Source organism: Gilliamella sp. ESL0254, assembly GCF_013344985.1.
GTDB lineage: Bacteria > Pseudomonadota > Gammaproteobacteria > Enterobacterales > Orbaceae > Gilliamella > Gilliamella bombicola.
In genome coordinates, this window is the sequence record NZ_JAAEDU010000006.1 from 1 (window position 1) to 20,916 (window position 20,916).

The window sequence follows — 20,916 nt, forward strand, 5'->3', positions numbered from 1 at the left end:
CGGTGGTCCCACCTGACCCCATGCCGAACTCAGAAGTGAAACGCCGTAGTGCCGATGGTAGTGTGGGTATTACCCATGTGAGAGTAGGGTGCCGCCAGACTTTTAAATTAGAGAGAGCCCAGCAGTGTTGTTGGGCTTTTTTGCTTTTGTGTTAGTTCATATTATTTAAGGATGAATAATCTAACTAAATGATCCGAAAAATTATTTAGATCTATTTGTCTAAGAAGTTAACGATGGATAGTCTGAAATTTTATATGAATCTGTTAGTGCATATTTTGTTAAAAAATATACGACAATTCCACAATTAATTGGTATGTTAGATTATTTTGTAGATATTAGTGTTTTTTTTGCAACATAATGACAATTCTTTTATATGGCAATTGGCCATTGTTAATCTTATTATGTCTCTTCACTTTTATTTATTAGGTCCAGAATCATATCCTGCAGCAATACCGAATATTGGGAATATATTTAGAAATATTATTTCTGCTTACACATAAAAATATGTTTGTAATGTTTTCTTTTATTGCTTTAATGTGGGTATTTTCTTACTACACCTGATTGGATGCAATTTATTCATTACCTTTCAATTATAGGTAGTACATTGGTGACTATTGAACTGTTTCGTTTACAGCAACAAAAGATGCGATTGCTTATGTTGTTATACAGTTTTTTTATGGGTTATTTATAGCTTGTGGATAGGCTCTTTAGATAGTTTAGCTATTGAAATAATATTTGTTATAATTAATATTGTTGCAATTATAAAAAAATAACCTATATAAGAAAGCATATTTACTCAATTAACTCATTTTTTTATTTATTTATTGCTCCATGTATGAAACAATTTAACTATATAAAAATAGATTTCTTGAGGTAGTCAGTGATCGATAATGATGGCTACCGTCCAAACGTAGGAATAGTTATTTGTAACAGGTATGGTCAAGTACTTTGGGCTCGTCGTTATGGGCAAAATTCTTGGCAGTTTCCTCAGGGCGGAATAAAACAAAACGAAACGCCTGAGCAGGCAATGTTTCGCGAATTAAATGAAGAAGTTGGTTTATTATCAAAAGATGTGAAAATTTTATCCGTTACTAATGGTTGGTTACGATATAGGTTACCTAAAAGGATGATCCGTTGGGAAAATCAACCTGTTTGTATTGGACAAAAGCAAAAATGGTTCTTATTAGAATTAATATCTGATCCATCGGTAGTTAATCTCAATGCTTGTTCTACTCCTGAATTTGATGATTGGAAATGGGTTAATTATTGGTATCCTATTCGGCAGGTTATTGCTTTTAAAAGAGATGTCTATAGAAAAGCAATGAAAGAATTTTCTTCCTCTGTTTTTGCTATACAGACTGAATTAGATGCACCAATTATTAGTATTCCTAAAAAGAAAAAATTTAATTTCTTTGTACATAAACGAAAAAATAAAAAGCGTATTAAAAAATGAATCAATATTTGCAATTTCCTGATTTTGATCCGATAGCTTTCTCTATTGGTCCTATATCACTCCATTGGTATGGAGCAATGTATTTATTTGGCGTCTTGGGTGCTCTTTACTTAGCTAAGCGCCGAGCAAATAAACCAAATAGTAAATGGACGTCACAAGAAGTTGAAAATTTATTATTTTGGGGATTTTTGGGGCTATTTATTGGAGGTAGATTAGGCTACGTCTTTTTCTATAACTTTGATGTTTTTACTAAAGATCCTGTAATATTATTTAAAGTTTGGGAAGGAGGTATGTCTTTCCATGGCGGTTTGATTGGTGCTATTTGTGTTATTGCTATTTTTGCTAAGAAGACAAAGAAAACTTTTATGCAAGTAGGTGATTTTGTTGCTCCTCTTGTCCCGATAGGCTTAATGTTTGGGCGATTTGGTAATTTTATTAATGGAGAACTTTGGGGCAGAGTTACTCATTCGTCTATTGGTATGCTATTTCCAACATCATCGCATGCTGATTTTATGTTTGTTCAGTCTCATCCTGAATGGTTTTCACTTTACTCTCAATTAAATGGTATTTTACCAAGACATCCGTCACAACTTTATGAAATGACGTTTGAAGGAATAATACTATTTGTTATATTAAATATCTTTATTCTAAAACCAAGGCCTACAGGTGCTGTATCTGGGCTATTTTTACTTTGCTACGGTTTATTTAGATTTGTTATAGAGTTTTTTAGACAACCTGACGAACAACTAGGTTTATTTTTAAATATTATCAGTATGGGGCAAATTTTATGTTTACCGATGATTATTGGTGGTATTTTAATTTTTTTATTTGCGTATAGATTTGACAAGAAGGCAAAAGCACGATGAAACAATATTTAGCGTTAATGCAAAAAATTTTAGATGAAGGTACGCTTAAATCGGATCGAACTGGCACAGGTACGTTATCTATTTTTGGTCATCAAATGCGATTTAATTTGCAAGAAGGCTTTCCTCTTGTTACAACTAAAAAATGTCATTTACGTTCAATTATCCATGAGTTGCTTTGGTTTTTAAAAGGTGATACGAATATCAAGTATTTAAAAGACAACAACGTCACGATTTGGGATGAATGGGCTGATGTTAATGGTGATTTAGGCCCTATTTATGGTAAACAATGGCGAGCATGGGGCACAGCTGATGGTCACCAAATAGATCAAATTTCACGATTAATTGAACAAATTAAAATTGATCCTGATTCTAGACGCATGATTATTTCTGCTTGGAATGTTGGGGAATTAGATCAAATGGCCTTAGCTCCATGTCATGCTTTTTTTCAATTTTATGTTGCAAATGGTAAACTGTCTTGTCAGCTTTATCAGCGTTCTTGTGATGTATTTTTAGGACTACCATTTAATATTGCTAGCTATTCATTACTAGTTCACATGATTGCACAGCAGTGTGAATTGCAAGTAGGTGATTTTATTTGGACTGGGGGAGATACACATCTTTACTCTAATCATATGGAACAAACCCACTTACAACTAAGTCGTGAGCCAAGAGCATTACCCAAATTAGTGATTAAACGTAAACCTCCAACAATTTTTGATTATGAGTTTGAGGATTTTGACATCGTTGGTTATGATCCACATCCAGCAATAAAAGCCCCCGTAGCTGTTTGATTTTTAAGTTCATAAAGCAACATATTTCATTAAAACAGTGAGTTGTTAATAAAAGATCATAGCTAATCTTTCTAATTATTAGCTATGATGAGCTTTAAATATAAAATTTATCATAAAGTTAGCTAAGCAATGCTGATGTTATGTAGTCAAGCTTTGTTTATTTTTCTGCCCCTAAAATTAAGATATAGTATATAATAATTGACTTTATGATTAACAATAACTTGATCTTAATATGAGTCAAAATCAAGAAATTCGCCCTATTTTTACTAAACGCTTATTACATCCTCGTTACTGGTTAACGTGGCTTGGGATTAGCATTTTGTATTTAATTGTTTTATTACCATATCCGATTATTTACCAATTAGGTAAAGCATTAGGGTTACTGTCAATGAAATTAATTGGTAAACGTAAAGAGACTGCAAGACAAAATCTTAAACTTTGCTTCCCCGAAAAGCCACAGCAAGAACGTGATCAGATGTTGCGTGAAAATTTTATTTCTACTGGGATAGCTATTTTTGAAACCGGTATGGCTTGGTTTTGGTCTGATAAACGTCTATCCAGACACACCTCCATTGTTGGTGACGATTATATAACAAAGGTGCAACAATCGGGTCAGGGTGTGTTACTTATTGGTATTCATTTTTTAACCTTAGAATTGGGTGCCCGTATTCTGGGGATTAGTCATCCTGGTGTTGGCGTATATCGACCAAATGATAATCCTGTTATGGATTATGTTCAGCTTAAAGGCCGTTTGAAATCAAACAAATATATGCTGGAGCGTCATAATACAAAAGGTATGATCCGTGCATTAAAAAATGGTGAATTACTTTGGTATGCACCAGACCATGATTATGGACCTAAAAATAGCGTTTTTGCTCCACTTTTTTCAGTTGAAAAAGCTGCGACAACAGTTGGTACACGTATATTAGTTAAGTTAGGTTTGCCTGCGATTATTCCATTTACGCCTAAACGAGAAAAAAATGGCCGCTATATTGTATATATTTCTCCTAGGGTTGAAGAGTTTCCTGTTGAAGATGATGTGTTAGCAGCAACATTCATGAATAAAATCATTGAACAGGAAATTTTAAAAGCACCTGAACAATATATGTGGTTACATCGTCGATTCAAAACGCGCCCAAAAGGGGATGCCCCTTTATATTCTGATAATGTTCAATCTGACTAATATGGTTGTTTTTTTATAATATCTGTTAAAAGAGTAAAAAATTGCAATATGCAAAAATTAAATAAGATTATTTTATATTGTCGTTCTGGGTTTGAAAAAGAGTGTGCGGCAGAAATTACAGATAGATCTGCACAAAAACAAATATATGGTTTTGTTAAAGTAAAAGAAAACAGTGGTTATATTGTTTTTGAATGCTATCAAGATGGCGATGCACAATTATTAATAAAGGATTTGGCTTTCAGAACTCTCATTTTTGCGCGACAAATATTTTTGTCTGGTGATTTATTAGTTGATTTACCAACAAATGATCGTATTTCTCCTATTATTGATGCATTATCTGGATGTATTGATAAAGCAGGAGATTTACGCGTTGAAGTTGCTGATACAAATGAAGGCAAAGCGCTTTCAGGATTTTGTCGTAAATTTACGGTACCTCTTCGTCAGGCATTACGAAGTAAACGTATTTTATTAAAAGCTGAAAACCCCTCAAGACCTGTTATTCACTTATTTTTTATTAATAGTAATAGTTGTTATGTCGGTTATTCACTGAGTCAAAATAATTCACCTTTTTATATGGGGATTCCAAGGCTAAAATTTCCAACCGATGCACCAAGCCGTTCTACGTTAAAATTAGAAGAAGCTTTTCATATTTTTATTCCTTATGAAGAATGGGATGAACGATTAAAAGGTGGTTTGAATGCGGTTGACTTGGGGGCTTGCCCTGGAGGATGGACTTATCAACTTGTTAAAAGAAATATGATGGTTTATGCCATTGATAATGGTCCGATGAATGAAAAATTGATGGAAACAGGACAAGTTAAACATTACAGAGAAGATGGCTTTAAATTTATGCCTAAAAAGCATAATATTTATTGGCTGGTTTGCGATATGGTTGAAAAACCAACTAAAGTAACTGAATTAATAGCTAAATGGCTGGTTAACGGTTGGTGTAGAGAGACTATTTTTAATCTCAAATTACCAATGAAAAAGCGTTATGAAGAAGTAAAACAAAGTTTACACTTGCTAAACGACGAACTAAATAATAAAAAAATTAATGTACAAATTCAGGCTAAACAGCTTTATCATGATCGAGAAGAAGTGACCGTTCATGTACAACGAATTTGGGGATAACAACTTACAAGAGAAAAGGTATGAATTTAAAACGCTCTTTTTGTGCTATGTTAATAATGCCATTGTTTGTATTTTTGGTGGGATGTGCTTTAGAAATGTCAAAGAAATCCCTTAACTTTGATGAGCATCAAAACTCTAATTATTATTTATCTCAAGCAGATAATAGCACTGGTTCTACTAAAGTTAATTGGCAATTATTAGGTATTCGCGCTTTGATAAAAGAAAATAAATTTTCGCAAGCCAGTGAATTATTATCAAATCTGCCTCTTAATCTTAATACTGAGCAGCAAAAAGAAAAGTTATTATCAGAAGGTGAAATTGCCGTAAAAAAAAGGAAACCGTTTGATCTTAATCAGTTAGCTCTGGAAAAGTTGACTAATTCCCAGTTATATCGTTATTACGTTATAAAATTAGGTTTAGATGCAAACAGTAAAGATATTAATGCCCAAGCTCATGATTATCTTCAATTAGAAAAATATGTAGCAGAAGCTGGAAAAAAACAATTATTAAATAATACATGGGATTTCTTTCGTAAATTAAAATTAGAAGAACTTCGTAAAGTTTTAGTAAATGAAAATGAAATTACATTACAAGGGTGGGTTGATTTAACTTACGCTTACCAAAGCAATAACAAAGTACTCGTTTCGCAAGATGATGATACTCCAGAATCAATTGTTGCAAAATCTCAAAATCAAAAACAACTATTAAAACAAGCCATCAACAATTGGGCTATACAATATCCAGATCACCCTGCTAAGGAAATTCTTTCCATATTAACGGGTGAACAAACTCTTTCTGTTGATGCTAATGCAAAAAAAGTTGCATTATTGTTACCATTAAATGGTTCTTCACGTATATTTGGTGAAACTATTCGGCAAGGTTATATCAATGCTATAAAATTTTTTCCACAAGAACCACAACAAAATGTGATGGTACTTGATACAACTAGTGCATCCATGGATATTTTAATTCAACAAGCTCAAGAAAATAATGTTGAATTAATTGTAGGACCTTTATTAAAAAATGAAGTGACTAAAATAAAAGAGCTAGCTCCTGCTATTCCTATTTTAGCCTTAAATAAAGTTGATAATGAGACTACTTCTGTTAATAAAATGTGTTTCTTTGCATTATCTCCTGAAGATGAAGCAAAAGATGCGGCAAACCATATTTATTCTCAAAATAGAGTAAAACCGTTATTATTAGTGCCGCAAACTGACTTAGGACAACGTGTTGCACAAAGTTTTGCAGAGCAGTGGTCGCAACTATCGGCGAATAATTCACAAGCTTACGTGCAATATTTTGGCAACATTCAAACATTAAGTGCCAATATGAATCGTAATATAGGTATTACTCTTACCGGTAATCCTATCTTGATTAATGATACGCCCCCAGTGGAAATATCTGCGGGATTTGATGCTATTTATGTTTATTCTTCATATGATGAATTAACATTGATAAAACCAATGCTTGATATGGGGGCAAATAAAACTATTGGCAATTCATCAGAAGTTATGCTTTATACAAGCTCAAAAAGTCATATAGCCAGTTCTTCTAAAGATTTTAATTATGATATGAATAAAACTGAATATGCAGAAATTCCTATGATTATGGAGCAAAAGGATAATGTGAATACAAACATACCTAGCGATATTCTGAAAGACTATTCATTAATGCGTTTGTATGCAATGGGAATTGATGCGTGGAGACTCGCCAATCGGTTTAATCAGCTTAATTCATATCAAGTTAACTTTTTAGATGGTATGACAGGGAAACTATCAACAAGTAATCAATGTGAAGTGACTCGCTCGCTTTCTTGGCAACAATATACTTATGGTGAAGTTAAATCTGATTCAAAAAGCGAATAAAAAACAAATCGGTGAGTATTATGAAAATATTGCTTGCCAATATCTACTTAAACATGGGCTTATACTTCTTGCTCATAATATCCAATTTCGCATTGGTGAACTCGATTTAATTATGTTAGATAACAAGTGCCTTGTTTTTATTGAAGTGCGTTATCGAAAAAATGCAAATTTTGGTGATGCTGAAATGACCGTGACATTAAATAAACAAAATAAAATCAAGCATGCTGCTCAACTATGGATGATAGAGCAAAATTTAAATATTGAGAATACAGAGTTTAGATTTGATATTTTTGCTATTACAGGTAAAAGCCAAAAGTGGATTATTAATGCATTTTAATTTTAGGTGAAAAGCGTGCAAGATTTAATTAAAAATTATTTTACTGAAAGTATTCAAACTCAAATTGTGATGGCTGAATCGCTCGGTTCCTCTATTGAAAAAGCAGCAAATATTATTGTTGAGAGTTTACTTAACGGCAATAAGATTATGAGCTGTGGTAATGGTTCATCCGCTGCTAATGTACAAAGCTTTACTTCACGTTTAATCACCAGTATTAATATCGAAAGACCAAGCATTCCAGCAATAGCTTTAGTCTCGGATAATGTTTTATTAAGTGCTATAGCTAATCATGAAGAAATTTATGCTCGTCAAATTCAAGCATTAGGTCAACAAAGTGATGTTTTAATTATAGCGACTTGCCAAGGAAATAGTCGAGCCATTATTCGTGCTGTTCAAGAAGCTGTAATTAAGGACATGAAAATCGTTGCATTAACTGCTTTTGATGGTGGTGAAGTGATTGGTTTACTTGGGCAAAATGATATTGAAATAAGAGTACCATCTTATAAAAAAGTTATGGCTTACGAAATGCACGCCATGATTTTAAATTGCTTATGCCAATTAATTGAAAATACGTTGTTTATTCATAGCGAATAAGTTGAAATAAAAACAGTTTAGTTCTGCATTAATAGCGATTTTCATGCTATAATTATGTACTATTTTGATGAGTTAAATTAATAAGAGAACATGGTGTTATGACCGAACTAGCCAAAGAAATAACCCCCGTTAACATTGAAGATGAGTTAAAATCCTCTTATCTTGATTATGCAATGTCTGTCATTGTTGGACGTGCTTTACCTGATGTCCGTGATGGTTTAAAACCTGTTCACAGGCGAGTTTTATTTGCTATGCATGAAGCGGGATATGATTGGAATAAACCTTATCGAAAGTCTGCTCGTGTTGTTGGGGATGTAATCGGTAAATACCATCCACATGGTGACTCGGCGGTTTATGACACAATTGTACGTATGGCCCAACCATTTTCATTGCGCTATATGTTAGTTGACGGTCAAGGTAACTTCGGTTCTGTTGATGGTGATTCAGCTGCTGCAATGCGTTATACAGAAATTCGGATGCAAAAGTTTGCAGGAGCATTATTAACGGATCTTGATAAAGAAACGGTTGATTTTTCTCCTAACTACGATGGTTCAGAAATGATTCCAGATGTGTTACCAACACGAATTCCTAACTTATTAATTAATGGAGCATCAGGGATTGCTGTTGGTATGGCGACTAACATCCCTCCTCACAATTTATCTGAAGTTATTAATGGCTGCTTGGCTTTTATTGAAGACGAAAATATTTCGGTTGATGGTTTAATGGAATATATCCATGGGCCAGACTTTCCAACGGCAGCATTGATTAATGGCCGAAAAGGCATTGAAAATGCTTATCGTACTGGTCGTGGTATTATCTATATTCGTTCTAAAGCAACTATCGAAGTTGATGACCATTCAGGAAGAGAAACGATCATTGTTAATGAAATTCCGTATCAAGTTAACAAGAAAAAATTGATCGAGAAAATAGCTGAATTGGTCAAAGATAAAAAAATAGAAGGTATTTCGGCATTACGCGATGAATCTGATAAAGATGGTATGCGTATCGTTATTGAAATAAAGCGTGATGCGGTTGGTGAAGTTGTTTTAAATAATCTTTTTTCGTTGACTCAATTGCAAGTTTCATTTGGTATCAATATGGTGGCTTTACATAAAGGTCAACCCAAACTGTTAAACTTGCGTGAAATGATTGAAGCTTTTGTACTTCATCGTCGTGAAGTAGTTACGCGTCGAACTATTTATGAACTACGTAAAGCACGTGAGCGCGCTCACGTGTTAGAAGGTTTGGCAATTGCACTCGCTAATATTGATCCAGTTATTGAATTAATTCGTGCAGCTGCAACGCCAAGTGAGGCAAAAACTAAATTACTGGCTCAAGCTTGGCAACTTGGAAACGTTGCATCGATGTTGGAAAAAGCAGGTAATGATGCTGCTAGACCAGAAGATTTAGCGCCAGAATTTGGTATTCATGAGGGACACTATTACCTATCAGATGCACAAGCTCAAGCGATTTTAGATCTTCGCTTACATCGTCTAACAGGACTTGAACATGAGAAAATTCTTGATGAATATAAAGATTTATTAGTTCAAATCGGTGAGTTATTGCATATTTTAGCAAGTTCAGAGCGTTTAATGGAAGTGATTCGAGAAGAACTCGAAGCCATTCGTGACCAGTTCCAAGATGCTAGACGGACCGAAATTACAGCAAGTAGTGCAGATATTAATATTGAAGATCTCATTGCCCAAGAAGATGTCGTTGTTACTCTTTCGCATCAAGGTTATGTAAAATATCAACCGATTTCAGATTATGAGGCTCAACGTCGTGGTGGTAAAGGTAAATCTGCAACTAAAATTAAAGAAGAAGACTTTGTTGAAAAATTATTAGTTGCTAATACCCATGATACGATTCTCTGTTTCTCTAGTCGTGGTCGATTATATTGGATGAAGGTTTATCAATTACCTGAAGCAAGCCGTGGTTCTCGTGGTCGCCCAATAATAAACTTATTACCTCTGGAAGAAAACGAACGTATTACTGCAATTTTACCAGTTAGAGAATTTGATAATGAACATTGTGTATTCATGGCTACGGCACAAGGTACAGTTAAGAAAACTTCTTTAATTGAATTCAGCCGTCCTCGAAGTGGTGGAATTATTGCGATTAATTTGCGTGACGATGATGAATTGATTGGTGTTGATTTAACTAGTAATGATCCTTCAGCTATGACTGATGATGAAGAAATGAATGATGATAGCGTGATAGAAGATATTGATACTGAAGATGATGAAGTTTCACAACTCTCAACTACTGAAGATATTATGTTATTCTCAGCCAATGGTAAAGTTGTTCGATTCCCAGCGAATAAAGTTCGTTGTATGGGGCGAACTGCTGCAGGTGTTCGAGGCATAAAACTTGAGAGTGATGACAAAGTGGTGTCTCTGATAGTACCTCGTGGAAATGGCGCAATCTTAACTGCAACCCAAAACGGTTATGGTAAACGTACAGAGCAAGAGTTGTACCCAACGAAATCACGTGCAACTAAAGGTGTTATTTCTATCAAAGTAAGTGAGCGTAATGGAGCTGTGGTTGGGGCAGTTCAAGTTGATGAAACAGATGAAATCATGTTAATTACAAATGCAGGAACACTTGTTCGTACTCGAGTTGCAGAAGTCAGTATTGTAGGCCGTAATACTCAAGGGGTTATGCTTATTCGAACAGCGGAAACTGAAAAAGTAGTGGGACTACAGCGAATCGCTGAAACAGAGGACGATAATGAATCCGAATTATTATCACAGTGTGAAGAGCGGAGTGATTTGGCGCCGGGGGCCGAAGAATAACTTTTAATTATTAAAAAGGATTAGTTAATATAACTAATCCTTTTTTTATTTAGAATAATATCGAAAAGGAATAGTATTAGATGTCGTTTTTTATAAAAAAAATATTAACAAATCTTGCATGGCAAATTTTAATTGCTTTGGTTTTAGGTATTGCGATGGGGGCCTATTTATTTGAGCTTTCTGTTCCATCTCATCCTTTACATTCTTATTATCAGTTTTCGATAGTCAATATCTTTCAACCAGCGGGTGATATCTTTATTCGTTTAATTAAAATGATTGTACTACCTATTATACTTAGTACATTAACACTAGGTATTGCAGGTATTGGCGGTTCAAAACGATTAGGTACATTAGGATTTAAAACAATACTTTATTTTGAGATTATTACAACTATTGCTATTTTGTTAGGTATTTGCTGGGGAAATATTTTTTCACCGGGAGCAGGAATTGATTCATCTACTCTTGCAACCACTGATGTTAGTAAATATGCCAAAGCAGCTGAGGAATTGAACGGAAAACCACATGGTTTGATTGTTATGATTCTTGATATGATTCCTGCAAATATTTTTAAAGCAATGGCTGATGGTGCAATTTTACCGGTTATCTTTTTCTGTGTTTTTTTTGGTTTAGGGCTAATGTCTTTACAAGATAAACAGCGTGAACCATTTCTTTTCTTCTTAAAAGTAATTTCAGATACCATGTTTAAAGTAACTAACATGATTATGCGTTATGCACCAATTGGTGTTTTTTCACTTATTACGGTAACTGTTGCTAAATATGGTTTTGAATCCTTACTGCCTTTATTTAAATTAATTTTAACAGTGTATTCGGCAATGATTATTTTCACATTAGTGATACTTGGTCTTGTTTGTAAACTTTGTCACTTTAATATTTTTACATTGTTGAGAATTTTAAAAGAAGAGTTGGTAATTGCATTTTCAACGGCGAGTTCTGAAACAGCACTACCAAAGATTATTGAAAAGATGGAAGCTTATGGTGCTCCAAAATCAATAACTAGCTTTGTTATTCCTACGGGCTATTCATTTAATCTTGATGGATCGACACTTTATCAAAGCATAACTGTTATCTTTTTAGCGCAGCTATTTAGCATCGATCTAACAATTTTGGATCAAATTATTATTGTTATCACATTAATGATAGCATCTAAAGGGATTGCTGGCGTTCCTGGTGCTTCAATTTTAGTTTTATCGGCAACACTTGGTAGTGTCGGTATACCTCTTGAAGGTATTGGCTATATTATGGGTGTTGAACGAATCTTAGACATGGGAAGAACGGTAGTTAATGTAGTAGGTAATGCATTAGCTGCAATTGTTATTGCACGCTGGGAGCATGTCTTTGACGATAAAAAAGCAAGATCATATGAGCAACAATATTTAAAATAAAATCATTGTTTGCTTATTTCAGCTTCAGGTAAAAACTGAAGCTTTTTTATTTCTTAAGTAGTTAATCAATGAGCAACATCAATTTTAAAAAGATATAAAAAAACCCAGCATTGCTGGGTTTTTATTATTTATTAAAACTATTTAATCTTAGCTTCTTTATAAACTACATGTTGACGAACTACAGGATCGTATTTTTTGATCTCCATTTTTTCAGGCATAGTTCTTTTGTTTTTGCTAGTGGTATAAAAATGACCTGTACCAGCAGAAGAAACTAATCTAATTTTTTCGCGTACACCTTTTGCCATGATATGGTTTCCTTATTAGTACTTTTCACCACGGGCACGAAGTTCAGCTAAAACTGCATCAATACCCTTTTTATCGATAGTACGCATACCTTTAGCAGATACACGCAATTTTACAAAACGTTTTTCACTCTCAATCCAGAAACGGTGAGTTTGAAGGTTTGGTAGAAAACGACGTTTAGTAGCATTCATCGCATGAGAACGATTATTTCCTACTAAAGGACCTTTTCCTGTTACTTGGCATACTCGTGACATGTCAATAATTCTCCGAAATTTCAATGCTTAAGCCTTGGGCGTAATATGTTAATGGAATTAACCTCGTCAGGCTTTTAGTTTGCTGCAGTTCTATCTGAGAAGCAGTCTAACCTCTCACACTACACCCACAATAATGAGGTAGCGAAGTATACGCTGTTATACGCAAATTCTCAAGCATTATCTTATTTAAGCGTAAAATAAGTTTATTGTCCAAATGAATATTAACAAATAGATGTCTGTTACTATTAAACGATAACTTTCTAATTTTGATTATGTAGATTAAATACAAAAACGGTTTAATTTTATAATAAATATGTTTTAATACTATGATTTATCGATTTTATCCATTTTAGGTTTAATTTTCTAATTTTTAAGGAGGTTATATGGAACAGTTTACGCCATATAGTATATACGGCATTATCGGTTATCCTTTAGGACATAGTATGAGCCCTCTTATTCATACTACATCATTTCAAGACAATGGAATTCCTGCAATTTTAGTTCCTTTTGCTACACCTCCGGAAGATATTGCAACTTTATTTAAATCCATAAGGTTATTAAACATTCGAGGCTTATGTGTCACCATTCCACATAAACAAACAGTTATTCCTTATTTAGATGAAGTAACCGATCATGTAAAGAAAGCGGGAGCGGCTAATTTAGTTTATTGGAATGGAGATAAACTTTGTGGTGATAATACTGATATTGTTGGATTTATGGAACCGCTTAAAACAAAAAAACTACCTGCAGATTATAAAAAAGTATTATTACTTGGTGCAGGGGGAGCTGCACGTGCAGCTGTTGTTGGGTTACAGGAACTTGGCTATACCGATATCACAGTAACAGATATTGTAGATGATTTACCTAATATGTTAGCTAATGAATTCAATCTTAAAACTATTAAATGGGAAGACCGTAGTAAAGTTGAAGCTCAAATTATTATTAACTCAACACCATTAGGCATGACGGGTAAATTTGAAGATCAAACACCTTATAAACAAGCTTGGTTTAAAGGTAAAGGTGTGGCTTATGATATTGTTTATACTCCATACAATACGCGTTTTAGACAAGAAGCTGAACAAGCTGGTTGGGAGTCAATTTCAGGACGTGAAATGTTTATTGGCCAGGCAAATGCTCAATTTAAAATTTGGACAGGGAAAAATCTTTCTGAGCGCGCAAAACAGGCTGTAATTGATGCTTTGAATAAAAAATAGTTGCCCAAATGGTAAATATGGCTAGTTAATTGGAATTAGTCATGTTTTCCGTTATTTATATAATTGCTTTGTGATTGCCAAATTTGTATGTTATTTAATTGGTCTAAACAAAGTTAACATATCAATTAGATAGTTTAAGAGCATCATAATAAGGAGCATTTATGACTAATTTAGAGTTGCAAGCATATCGTCGTTTCTTTATGTTAAAAGTGTCAGAAGCTAGTGAATATATTGGTAAAACAGATGTTAATACATGGCATGATTGGGAAAATGGGACAAAACCGATTCCAGAATTTGTTGTAACAGCAATGCAAGATCTAAAGAAACTTCGAATCGAAAAAATAAATATCATCATCAATAGTATCAATGATCGAGTTGGCAGTAATACTATTCGTTATTTTATGACATACGAAGAGTTTAAAAAGGTAAATATTAACCTTGATATTATTCAGTGGCGATTACATCAATCGATAGCGACAGAGCTCTATTTTCGTGGTCTAGAAAAACTGTGTTAATTGGTTTTATCTGCAAGATTTTAGCACTATTTAATATTTTTACGATTTTTGTAAAAAAATATTTACGGTAATGTTTTTAAAAGTGATGTTAGAGTTCATTAAACATTATTTTTTTAATTTATTAAATAATATATAAAAATATATTGCAAAAACGAGAGTAAATCACTAGCATGGTAACATATTCTGTAAAGAAAAAAGGACAGAACCCAATATGAATAAAACAATTTTTTTAGTTGGTGCAAGGGCAGCAGGTAAAACAACAATGGGAAAAATGTTAGCGAATAAGCTATCGTTTTCTTTTATTGATACCGACAGCTATTTACTTGAAACTACTCAAAAAACGGTAGCTGAAATTGTTGAAAAAGAAGGTTGGGAAGGATTTAGATCAAGAGAAAGCCAAGTGCTTGTTGATACAACTAAACCAAATCGCGTCGTTGCTACTGGTGGAGGAATGGTATTAGCTGAGCATAACCGCCATTTTATGAAACAAAATGGCACAGTTATCTTTTTATCTGCTCCAGCGGCAACACTAGCTGCTCGTTTAATGAAAGACCCGAATGTTGCTCAAAGACCATCGTTAACGGGCTTATCTATTGCTGATGAAATAGAAAAAGTATTAACTGAAAGATTGCCTTTATATCATGATGCAGCACACCATATAGTGAATGTTGATCAAGATGAAAGCTTGATTCTAGCAAAAATGCTTGAGATGCTAGGAAGTTAATTTAACCTTTTATAACAGATACCACTTAAACAGTGGTATTTTTATTGGTAATAGACAACAATAAAATTATAATACGAATTCTATATAACTTTAATTTTCTGTCAGATTTTTGCTATTTTTAGAAGTAAAGAAGATAAAAGTTAAGTAACAAATCTAGATTTACTCTTTCTGCTTAATATTGATACATATATATTGAATAGAACTAAAGTTTTATGTTTTACATATGGAGTATGACAAATGGAAAATCGAAAGATCAATTCTTATGGAATTGTCGGATCTATTTATGCAAACTATATTATTCAAAGTATTGCGCTAATTGTGATTATGCAATTTTCTCAAGCGCTTTCAAAGCAACTAAATACTGATATAGTTGGGCTTGGTTATGTTGCATCTGGCATAGGAATTGGCAAAATATTTTTAATGTTCGTTGGTGGGGTGCTATCAGATAAATTTGGTAGAAAGTTATTTATTTATCTAGGTATGATTTGTTACGCTATCTTTTTTGTAGGAATAATTTTTTGTACCAACATTCATATAGCTTTTTGTTTAGCGATTGCCGTGGGGGCGGGGAATTCTTTTTTAGATACAGGCTCTATGCCTGCATTGACTGAATGCTTTCCTGGAGCTGCGAGCTCTGCAAGTGTTCTTATAAAAGCCTTCATTTCCATCGGAACGCTAGTTCTACCTTTTATTGTTACTTTTTTTGATACCAACAAAATATGGTATGGTTGGGCGTTTCTTGGTTTTACTGCTTATTTAATCATTAACAGTTTATTATTATTACCTCAACAATTCCCACATAAAGATACGACAATCAAAGGTTGTGAAGGTTCAGTAAACTATTTTACAGGTAATCCTCGATTTGAATTTGAAGGTATTTTACTGATTGTCATGGGATTTACTACAACAGCAACATTTGTCATTATTTTACAGTGGTTACCGACTATCGCTATTAAAGGTGTTAATATGAGCGATATCGATGCAAACCAACTGATCAGCTATTATAGCACCGCATCCATTATCTCGGTATTTGTTACAGCATTTGTGGTTAAACGTTTCTTAAAACCAATATTTTGTATTATTATTCTGCCGGCTTTGTCTGCCTTAGTCTTAATTGTGTTTTATTTCAATATTTCACCAGTCATGTGTGTCATTGCTGCAATTGGCGTAGGATTTACTGCTGCAGGCGGCGTGTTACAGTTGACTTTGGTTGTAATGCAACAACTGTTCCCAACTCGTAAAGGTCTGGCCGTTGGTTGTATGTATACATTTAGTGGACTATCGTTTGTTGTCATTCCGCGTATAGTGCCAAAATTAGCTATGATCAATGTCAGTTATGCTATTTTAATAGACTTTTTTATTGCAGTATCAAGTGTATTACTTGGATCAATTGTTTTTTATCGTTTTAAGAAGGTCATTGATTTAACAAAAATATAATTTATTGATCTAAAGTTTAATGTTATGGGGCATGCCAATATGGCATGCTTTTTTTCATACTAACGGTTTTTAAAATTTTAACTTAATCTTTTTAATTAACCATTTAATGCTGGGTTAATTGGTCGTTTTTCAATCAGATACTTATCGATTTTCAATTTTATCTTTTATAAATAGTGAATATTTAGATTGTTGATAGAACCTTAAAATATAGCTTGCTATTAAATCAAAAATAAATAAAATTACATTTAATTTGAATAAATATTCATTTTAAGGTGGTTGTAAAAATGCAAGAACGTACAACTGAATTGGTTGATGGATTAAGACACTCAGTACCTTATATTAATGCTCATCATGGGAAAATATTTGTGATTTTGCTCACAGGTGCGGTGTTAAAAAGTAATAATTATTCAAGTATCATCAGTGATATTGGTTTACTCTATAGTCTTGGTATTAAACTTGTTATTGTCAATGGTGCTCGTAATCAGATCGATGAATCTTTAAAAAAATATCATATTGTGCCGAAATATCATAAAAATACGCGCATCACTGATGCAGTGACGCTAGACATCATTAAACAAGTTACAGGATCATTACAACTTAATATTACCGCAAGTTTATCAATGAGTTTAAATAATACCCCATTACAAGGTGCTCATATAAGTGTTGTCAGTGGTAATTTTGTAATTGCCCAACCATTGGGTGTAGATGATGGCGTTGATTATTGTCATACAGGTAAAATCCGACGAATCAATAACGAGGCGATAGCAGAACAGTTAGATCGCGGCTCTATTGTGTTATTAGGCCCAGTTGGTGTTTCGGTTACTGGAGAAAGTTTTAATTTAGCATCTGAGGATGTCGCAGCTGAAGTTGCCATTCGCTTAAAAGCGGATAAATTAATCAGCTTTTGTGCAGAACAAGGGGTTTTAGATGAAGAAGGTCGTGTTATTACTGACCTTTATCCAGTTGATGCAGATAATTATGTTAATCAAAAAGAACAGCAAGGCAAACATTTATCCAGTGAAGCACGGTTTTTACGCGCAGCATCGAAAGCATGCCGAAGTGGAGTTAGACGAAGCCACTTGGTAAGTTATTTGATTGATGGTTCGATTTTACAAGAATTATTTTCGCGCGATGGAATTGGAACGCAAGTTGCAATGGAGCATTCAGAGAAGGTTCGTTCGGCAACGATTAACGATATTGGTGGGATTTTAGAACTTATTCGTCCACTGGAAGAACAAGGTGTATTGGTTAAACGATCTCGTGAACAATTAGAAATGGAGATTGATAAATTTACCATTATTGAACGTGATAACATGACAATAGGTTGTGCTGCACTTTACCCTTATCCTGAAGAAAAAATGGGCGAAATGGCCTGTGTAGCTATTCACCCAGACTATCGTAGCTCGTCTCGGGGAAACGTATTAATTGAAAAGTTAACTGAAAAAGCAACCCAGTTAGGATTAGAAAAAATATTTGTTCTCACTACTCGCAGTATTCACTGGTTTAGGGAAAAAGGATTCAATCCAGCAGAGGTAGATGATTTGCCAATTAAAAAAAAGCAACTTTATAATTATCAACGAAATTCAAAAATTTTAATGCTTGATATTATTTAGATTTTTTTGATATTAAATATTAAAAATAGTATTGTCATTAATTAAGACTCTTTTTTATTATTTTGGTTTGAAAATTAGTCAATTAGTTGATTAGCTAACTCATCACTAATGACTAATATATCAATATAATTTGCATTTAATGCTGCAACTAAGCTATTAAGTTTTTCGGGATCACCACTAGCACAAATTTTAAGTGGGATTTGTTTTAGTTTATCTAAGGTGACGCCAATAATTTGATTAGAGAATGGTGTATCTAATTCAGCTCCATTTTTATCATAGAATCGAGATAAGATATCGCCCACAATTTTTTTATTGGTAATTGTTTGGAATAGTTCTCCATAAAAACCGTACCAAATTGAACTTTTGGATATGGCGGGACAACCTATACTAAACAATGCTACTGTTATCTTATTCCACCAATCTTTTAACTCTTTCATGTGCTGAGTTTTTTCAATTTCAGCTTTCAATTTAGATGTGTCGACAATGGCTGGGTAATCAATTAATATCGATTTACTTTTCAGTTTGTTGGATAATTTATAGGCAATATTATTAACATGATATTTTGTTTCAATTTTTCCAGAAGGTCCACCAATCATTGGTACAATGGTTATATTGCCAAACGTATTATTATCATTTTTTAAACTATCAACAATATAATTAATTGAGCGTCCCCAAGATATACCAATAACATCGTTATCGTGAATATTTTTAAGTAATACACTAGATGTTACATTACACACAATTTGATTTTTCGTATCATTATCTAAATTGGGGTTAACAGGCACAACAATAACTTGTTTTAAATTAAATTGACTACAAATTTTTTCTTCTAAGGCGATATTGGGTAATAAATCATAATTAATTGAAATAGAGACGAGGCCTAATTCACGTATTGTTTTTAGCATTCGGCTTATGCTCGACCTATGTATATGAACTATTTTTGCTATCTCTGACTGCGTTTTATTTTCTTCATAATACAGCTGTGCAATTTTAATTAACATTTTATGTTGCTCAAAATCGTTATTGCTAAAATTGTGATTTATCATCGTAGCGTTATCTTATTATCTATTGTTTTAAAAATATTAGTCTATTTAATAACATCAAGAAGTCATTTATTTTCAGCATGATGACATCTTGATGCTAGTAGAGTATATCAAAAATTAAGGTTCAATATCAGGAAAATAATTTAATATAAAATCTTCGGCTTCTTTTGACCAAATCCCATGATTTTTAATAAGTATTTGTTTCAATGCAATATCGTCTTTACTATCAGTTAATGATTCTATATTTTTAATGTCAAATTGCTTATGGGTATAAACTAATTTTTTACCACCTTTAATTTTATCTTGCATTTGAGTGATTTTACTAGCTTGGTTGATCCCCAGAATATGTGAAACAATTTTAGCTACATCAACAGCTCCAGCTTCAATAAGTTTGACTGCCTCACGCATATCGTCGGTATTTCCACCAGATGTTCCAACAATGTGGGTAAAGTTATAATGGACATCATAAAAGTTAATTTCAGCTAAAAAATCTTTATTCTGCGGACCTGCAAAAAAGTTAAGACAACCGTCAAAAGCTAATAATTTTGATGCTAAATGAATTAATTCTTGTGAAGGTAAAAAAACAAAAACATCATCAAAACTACCTTTGGTCGAAAGGCTTTTTAATGATTCTAATTGGTCATCAACATTTGATATATCAACAAATTCAAGTTCAATACCATTACGAGGAGGATACAACGTTTTAAGATGAGCTATTTTTTCTTTACTCCGTCCTGTGACAACCACTTTTTTAGGTTTTATTGGTCCCCCTAGAGCATAATCAATTGCCAACATCCCCATCGGGCCTGTTCCACCTAAAATTAACAGATCCCCACCGTGTTTTATGCCCATAACATGTTGGTAACTATTAGGTTTTAAATGATAATTAGCATTAAATGCGCCAATAACACAGGATAAAGGTTCAATTAAAGCACCCTCAAAGTAGGTGTTACCATCATAGGGAATTAAACAATCTTGTTTTAATACATCATGATTAATGATCATATAAGTAGCGCATCCTCCTGTGTATGGATAAGAATAACCGACACAATAAGGACTATCCTTAAGTTGTAGATTCGCTTGTACTACATATTTTTTTCCCGCTTTAAATTTGTGCTGCCAATTTTTTCCAACTTCTAAAATTTCACCACAGCATTCGTGACCAATGATGATAGGATTATTGACTAAATCAGGTGGTGTTTTTTTATGATCTTCTCCTTGATTGACTAATTTCAATGAAGACATGCACATGCTATCTACAATTACCGAAACTAGAATTTCATCATCATTTATTTGTGGAAGTTCAAACGACTCTAATCGTAAATCATTTTTACCATATAACCTAACCGCTTGAGTTTTCATATATTCCTCTTTGATAAGTTAAATCTTGTTGAA

Annotated in this window: 21 protein-coding genes, 1 rRNA gene and 1 pseudogene; 19 read left to right on the plus strand and 4 right to left on the minus strand. The window is 33.3% G+C overall.

Going from position 1 to position 20,916, the window contains the following annotated elements; translation table 11 throughout:
- The 14 genes and pseudogenes from rrf to gltP form a co-directional block, all read left to right on the plus strand.
- Positions 1-100, plus strand: a 5S ribosomal RNA gene (rrf, locus tag GYX25_RS10370); the annotation flags it as partial.
- 238 nt (positions 101-338) lie between these two features.
- The gene (locus tag GYX25_RS11450) at positions 339-500 is read left to right on the plus strand and encodes a YgjV family protein (protein WP_446718924.1); all 162 of its coding nucleotides are present in this window, start codon (positions 339-341) and stop codon (positions 498-500) included.
- Between the two features lie 56 nt (positions 501-556).
- Positions 557-613: pseudogene (locus GYX25_RS11455) on the plus strand (hypothetical protein); the annotation flags it as partial.
- A 1-nt stretch (position 614) separates the two neighbouring features.
- Positions 615-773, plus strand: coding sequence for a YgjV family protein (locus GYX25_RS11460; protein ID WP_091350586.1), 159 nt, complete (start codon positions 615-617; stop codon positions 771-773).
- A gap of 107 nt (positions 774-880) precedes the next feature.
- Positions 881-1,453 (plus strand): RNA pyrophosphohydrolase, encoded by a 573-nt coding sequence (rppH, locus tag GYX25_RS10385; RefSeq protein ID WP_091350588.1) that lies wholly within the window; start codon positions 881-883, stop codon positions 1,451-1,453.
- The gene (lgt, locus tag GYX25_RS10390) at positions 1,450-2,319 is read left to right on the plus strand and encodes a prolipoprotein diacylglyceryl transferase (RefSeq protein ID WP_091350590.1); all 870 of its coding nucleotides are present in this window, start codon (positions 1,450-1,452) and stop codon (positions 2,317-2,319) included. The genes rppH and lgt overlap by 4 nt, the downstream gene beginning before the upstream one ends.
- Positions 2,316-3,110: a thymidylate synthase gene (gene thyA / locus GYX25_RS10395; RefSeq protein ID WP_091350593.1), complete on the plus strand. Its 795-nt coding sequence runs from the start codon at positions 2,316-2,318 to the stop codon at positions 3,108-3,110. The genes lgt and thyA overlap by 4 nt, the downstream gene beginning before the upstream one ends.
- Positions 3,111-3,342: 232 nt before the next feature.
- Complete coding sequence (gene lpxL, locus GYX25_RS10400; RefSeq protein WP_091350596.1) at positions 3,343-4,293, plus strand: LpxL/LpxP family Kdo(2)-lipid IV(A) lauroyl/palmitoleoyl acyltransferase; 951 nt, start codon at positions 3,343-3,345, stop codon at positions 4,291-4,293.
- 48 nt (positions 4,294-4,341) lie between these two features.
- On the plus strand, positions 4,342-5,424 hold the full coding sequence (gene rlmM / locus GYX25_RS10405) for a 23S rRNA (cytidine(2498)-2'-O)-methyltransferase RlmM (RefSeq protein ID WP_091350599.1): 1,083 nt from the start codon (positions 4,342-4,344) through the stop codon (positions 5,422-5,424).
- 20 nt (positions 5,425-5,444) lie between these two features.
- The gene (locus GYX25_RS10410) at positions 5,445-7,289 is read left to right on the plus strand and encodes a penicillin-binding protein activator (RefSeq protein WP_091350601.1); all 1,845 of its coding nucleotides are present in this window, start codon (positions 5,445-5,447) and stop codon (positions 7,287-7,289) included.
- Positions 7,255-7,626, plus strand: coding sequence for a YraN family protein (locus GYX25_RS10415; protein ID WP_091350604.1), 372 nt, complete (start codon positions 7,255-7,257; stop codon positions 7,624-7,626). The genes GYX25_RS10410 and GYX25_RS10415 overlap by 35 nt, the downstream gene beginning before the upstream one ends.
- A gap of 15 nt (positions 7,627-7,641) precedes the next feature.
- On the plus strand, positions 7,642-8,220 hold the full coding sequence (locus GYX25_RS10420) for an SIS domain-containing protein (RefSeq protein ID WP_091350606.1): 579 nt from the start codon (positions 7,642-7,644) through the stop codon (positions 8,218-8,220).
- Between the two features lie 98 nt (positions 8,221-8,318).
- On the plus strand, positions 8,319-11,015 hold the full coding sequence (gene gyrA / locus GYX25_RS10425) for a DNA topoisomerase (ATP-hydrolyzing) subunit A (protein ID WP_091350608.1): 2,697 nt from the start codon (positions 8,319-8,321) through the stop codon (positions 11,013-11,015).
- Between the two features lie 92 nt (positions 11,016-11,107).
- On the plus strand, positions 11,108-12,418 hold the full coding sequence (gltP, locus tag GYX25_RS10430) for a glutamate/aspartate:proton symporter GltP (RefSeq protein WP_174787365.1): 1,311 nt from the start codon (positions 11,108-11,110) through the stop codon (positions 12,416-12,418).
- A gap of 137 nt (positions 12,419-12,555) precedes the next feature.
- On the opposite strand, the gene rpmG is transcribed toward gltP, so the two are convergent.
- Both rpmG and rpmB read right to left on the minus strand, forming a co-directional pair.
- Positions 12,556-12,723 (minus strand): 50S ribosomal protein L33, encoded by a 168-nt coding sequence (gene rpmG, locus GYX25_RS10435; RefSeq protein ID WP_034884348.1) that lies wholly within the window; start codon positions 12,721-12,723, stop codon positions 12,556-12,558.
- A 15-nt stretch (positions 12,724-12,738) separates the two neighbouring features.
- Positions 12,739-12,975 (minus strand): 50S ribosomal protein L28, encoded by a 237-nt coding sequence (rpmB, locus tag GYX25_RS10440; RefSeq protein WP_034884345.1) that lies wholly within the window; start codon positions 12,973-12,975, stop codon positions 12,739-12,741.
- 383 nt (positions 12,976-13,358) lie between these two features.
- On the opposite strand from rpmB, the gene aroE reads away from it, so the two are divergent.
- The 5 genes from aroE (at position 13,359) to argA (ending at position 18,478) form a co-directional block, all read left to right on the plus strand.
- Positions 13,359-14,189 carry a shikimate dehydrogenase gene (gene aroE, locus GYX25_RS10445; RefSeq protein ID WP_091350612.1) on the plus strand — a complete coding sequence of 277 codons (831 nt, stop codon included), beginning with the start codon at positions 13,359-13,361 and terminating at the stop codon, positions 14,187-14,189.
- A gap of 161 nt (positions 14,190-14,350) precedes the next feature.
- The gene (locus GYX25_RS10450) at positions 14,351-14,704 is read left to right on the plus strand and encodes an Aca2/YdiL-like domain-containing protein (protein WP_091350614.1); all 354 of its coding nucleotides are present in this window, start codon (positions 14,351-14,353) and stop codon (positions 14,702-14,704) included.
- 211 nt (positions 14,705-14,915) lie between these two features.
- On the plus strand, positions 14,916-15,428 hold the full coding sequence (aroL, locus tag GYX25_RS10455; protein ID WP_091350615.1) for a shikimate kinase AroL: 513 nt from the start codon (positions 14,916-14,918) through the stop codon (positions 15,426-15,428).
- A 237-nt stretch (positions 15,429-15,665) separates the two neighbouring features.
- Positions 15,666-16,865, plus strand: a complete 1,200-nt coding sequence (locus GYX25_RS10460) for an MFS transporter (RefSeq protein ID WP_091350616.1) — start codon at positions 15,666-15,668, stop codon at positions 16,863-16,865.
- Between the two features lie 284 nt (positions 16,866-17,149).
- Positions 17,150-18,478, plus strand: coding sequence for an amino-acid N-acetyltransferase (argA, locus tag GYX25_RS10465; RefSeq protein ID WP_174787333.1), 1,329 nt, complete (start codon positions 17,150-17,152; stop codon positions 18,476-18,478).
- 74 nt (positions 18,479-18,552) lie between these two features.
- On the opposite strand, the gene GYX25_RS10470 is transcribed toward argA, so the two are convergent.
- Both GYX25_RS10470 and GYX25_RS10475 read right to left on the minus strand, forming a co-directional pair.
- On the minus strand, positions 18,553-19,383 hold the full coding sequence (locus GYX25_RS10470; protein ID WP_238786109.1) for a sugar-binding transcriptional regulator: 831 nt from the start codon (positions 19,381-19,383) through the stop codon (positions 18,553-18,555).
- A gap of 255 nt (positions 19,384-19,638) precedes the next feature.
- Positions 19,639-20,883 carry a zinc-binding dehydrogenase gene (locus tag GYX25_RS10475; RefSeq protein ID WP_174787334.1) on the minus strand — a complete coding sequence of 415 codons (1,245 nt, stop codon included), beginning with the start codon at positions 20,881-20,883 and terminating at the stop codon, positions 19,639-19,641.
- Positions 20,884-20,916 lie beyond the last annotated feature (33 nt).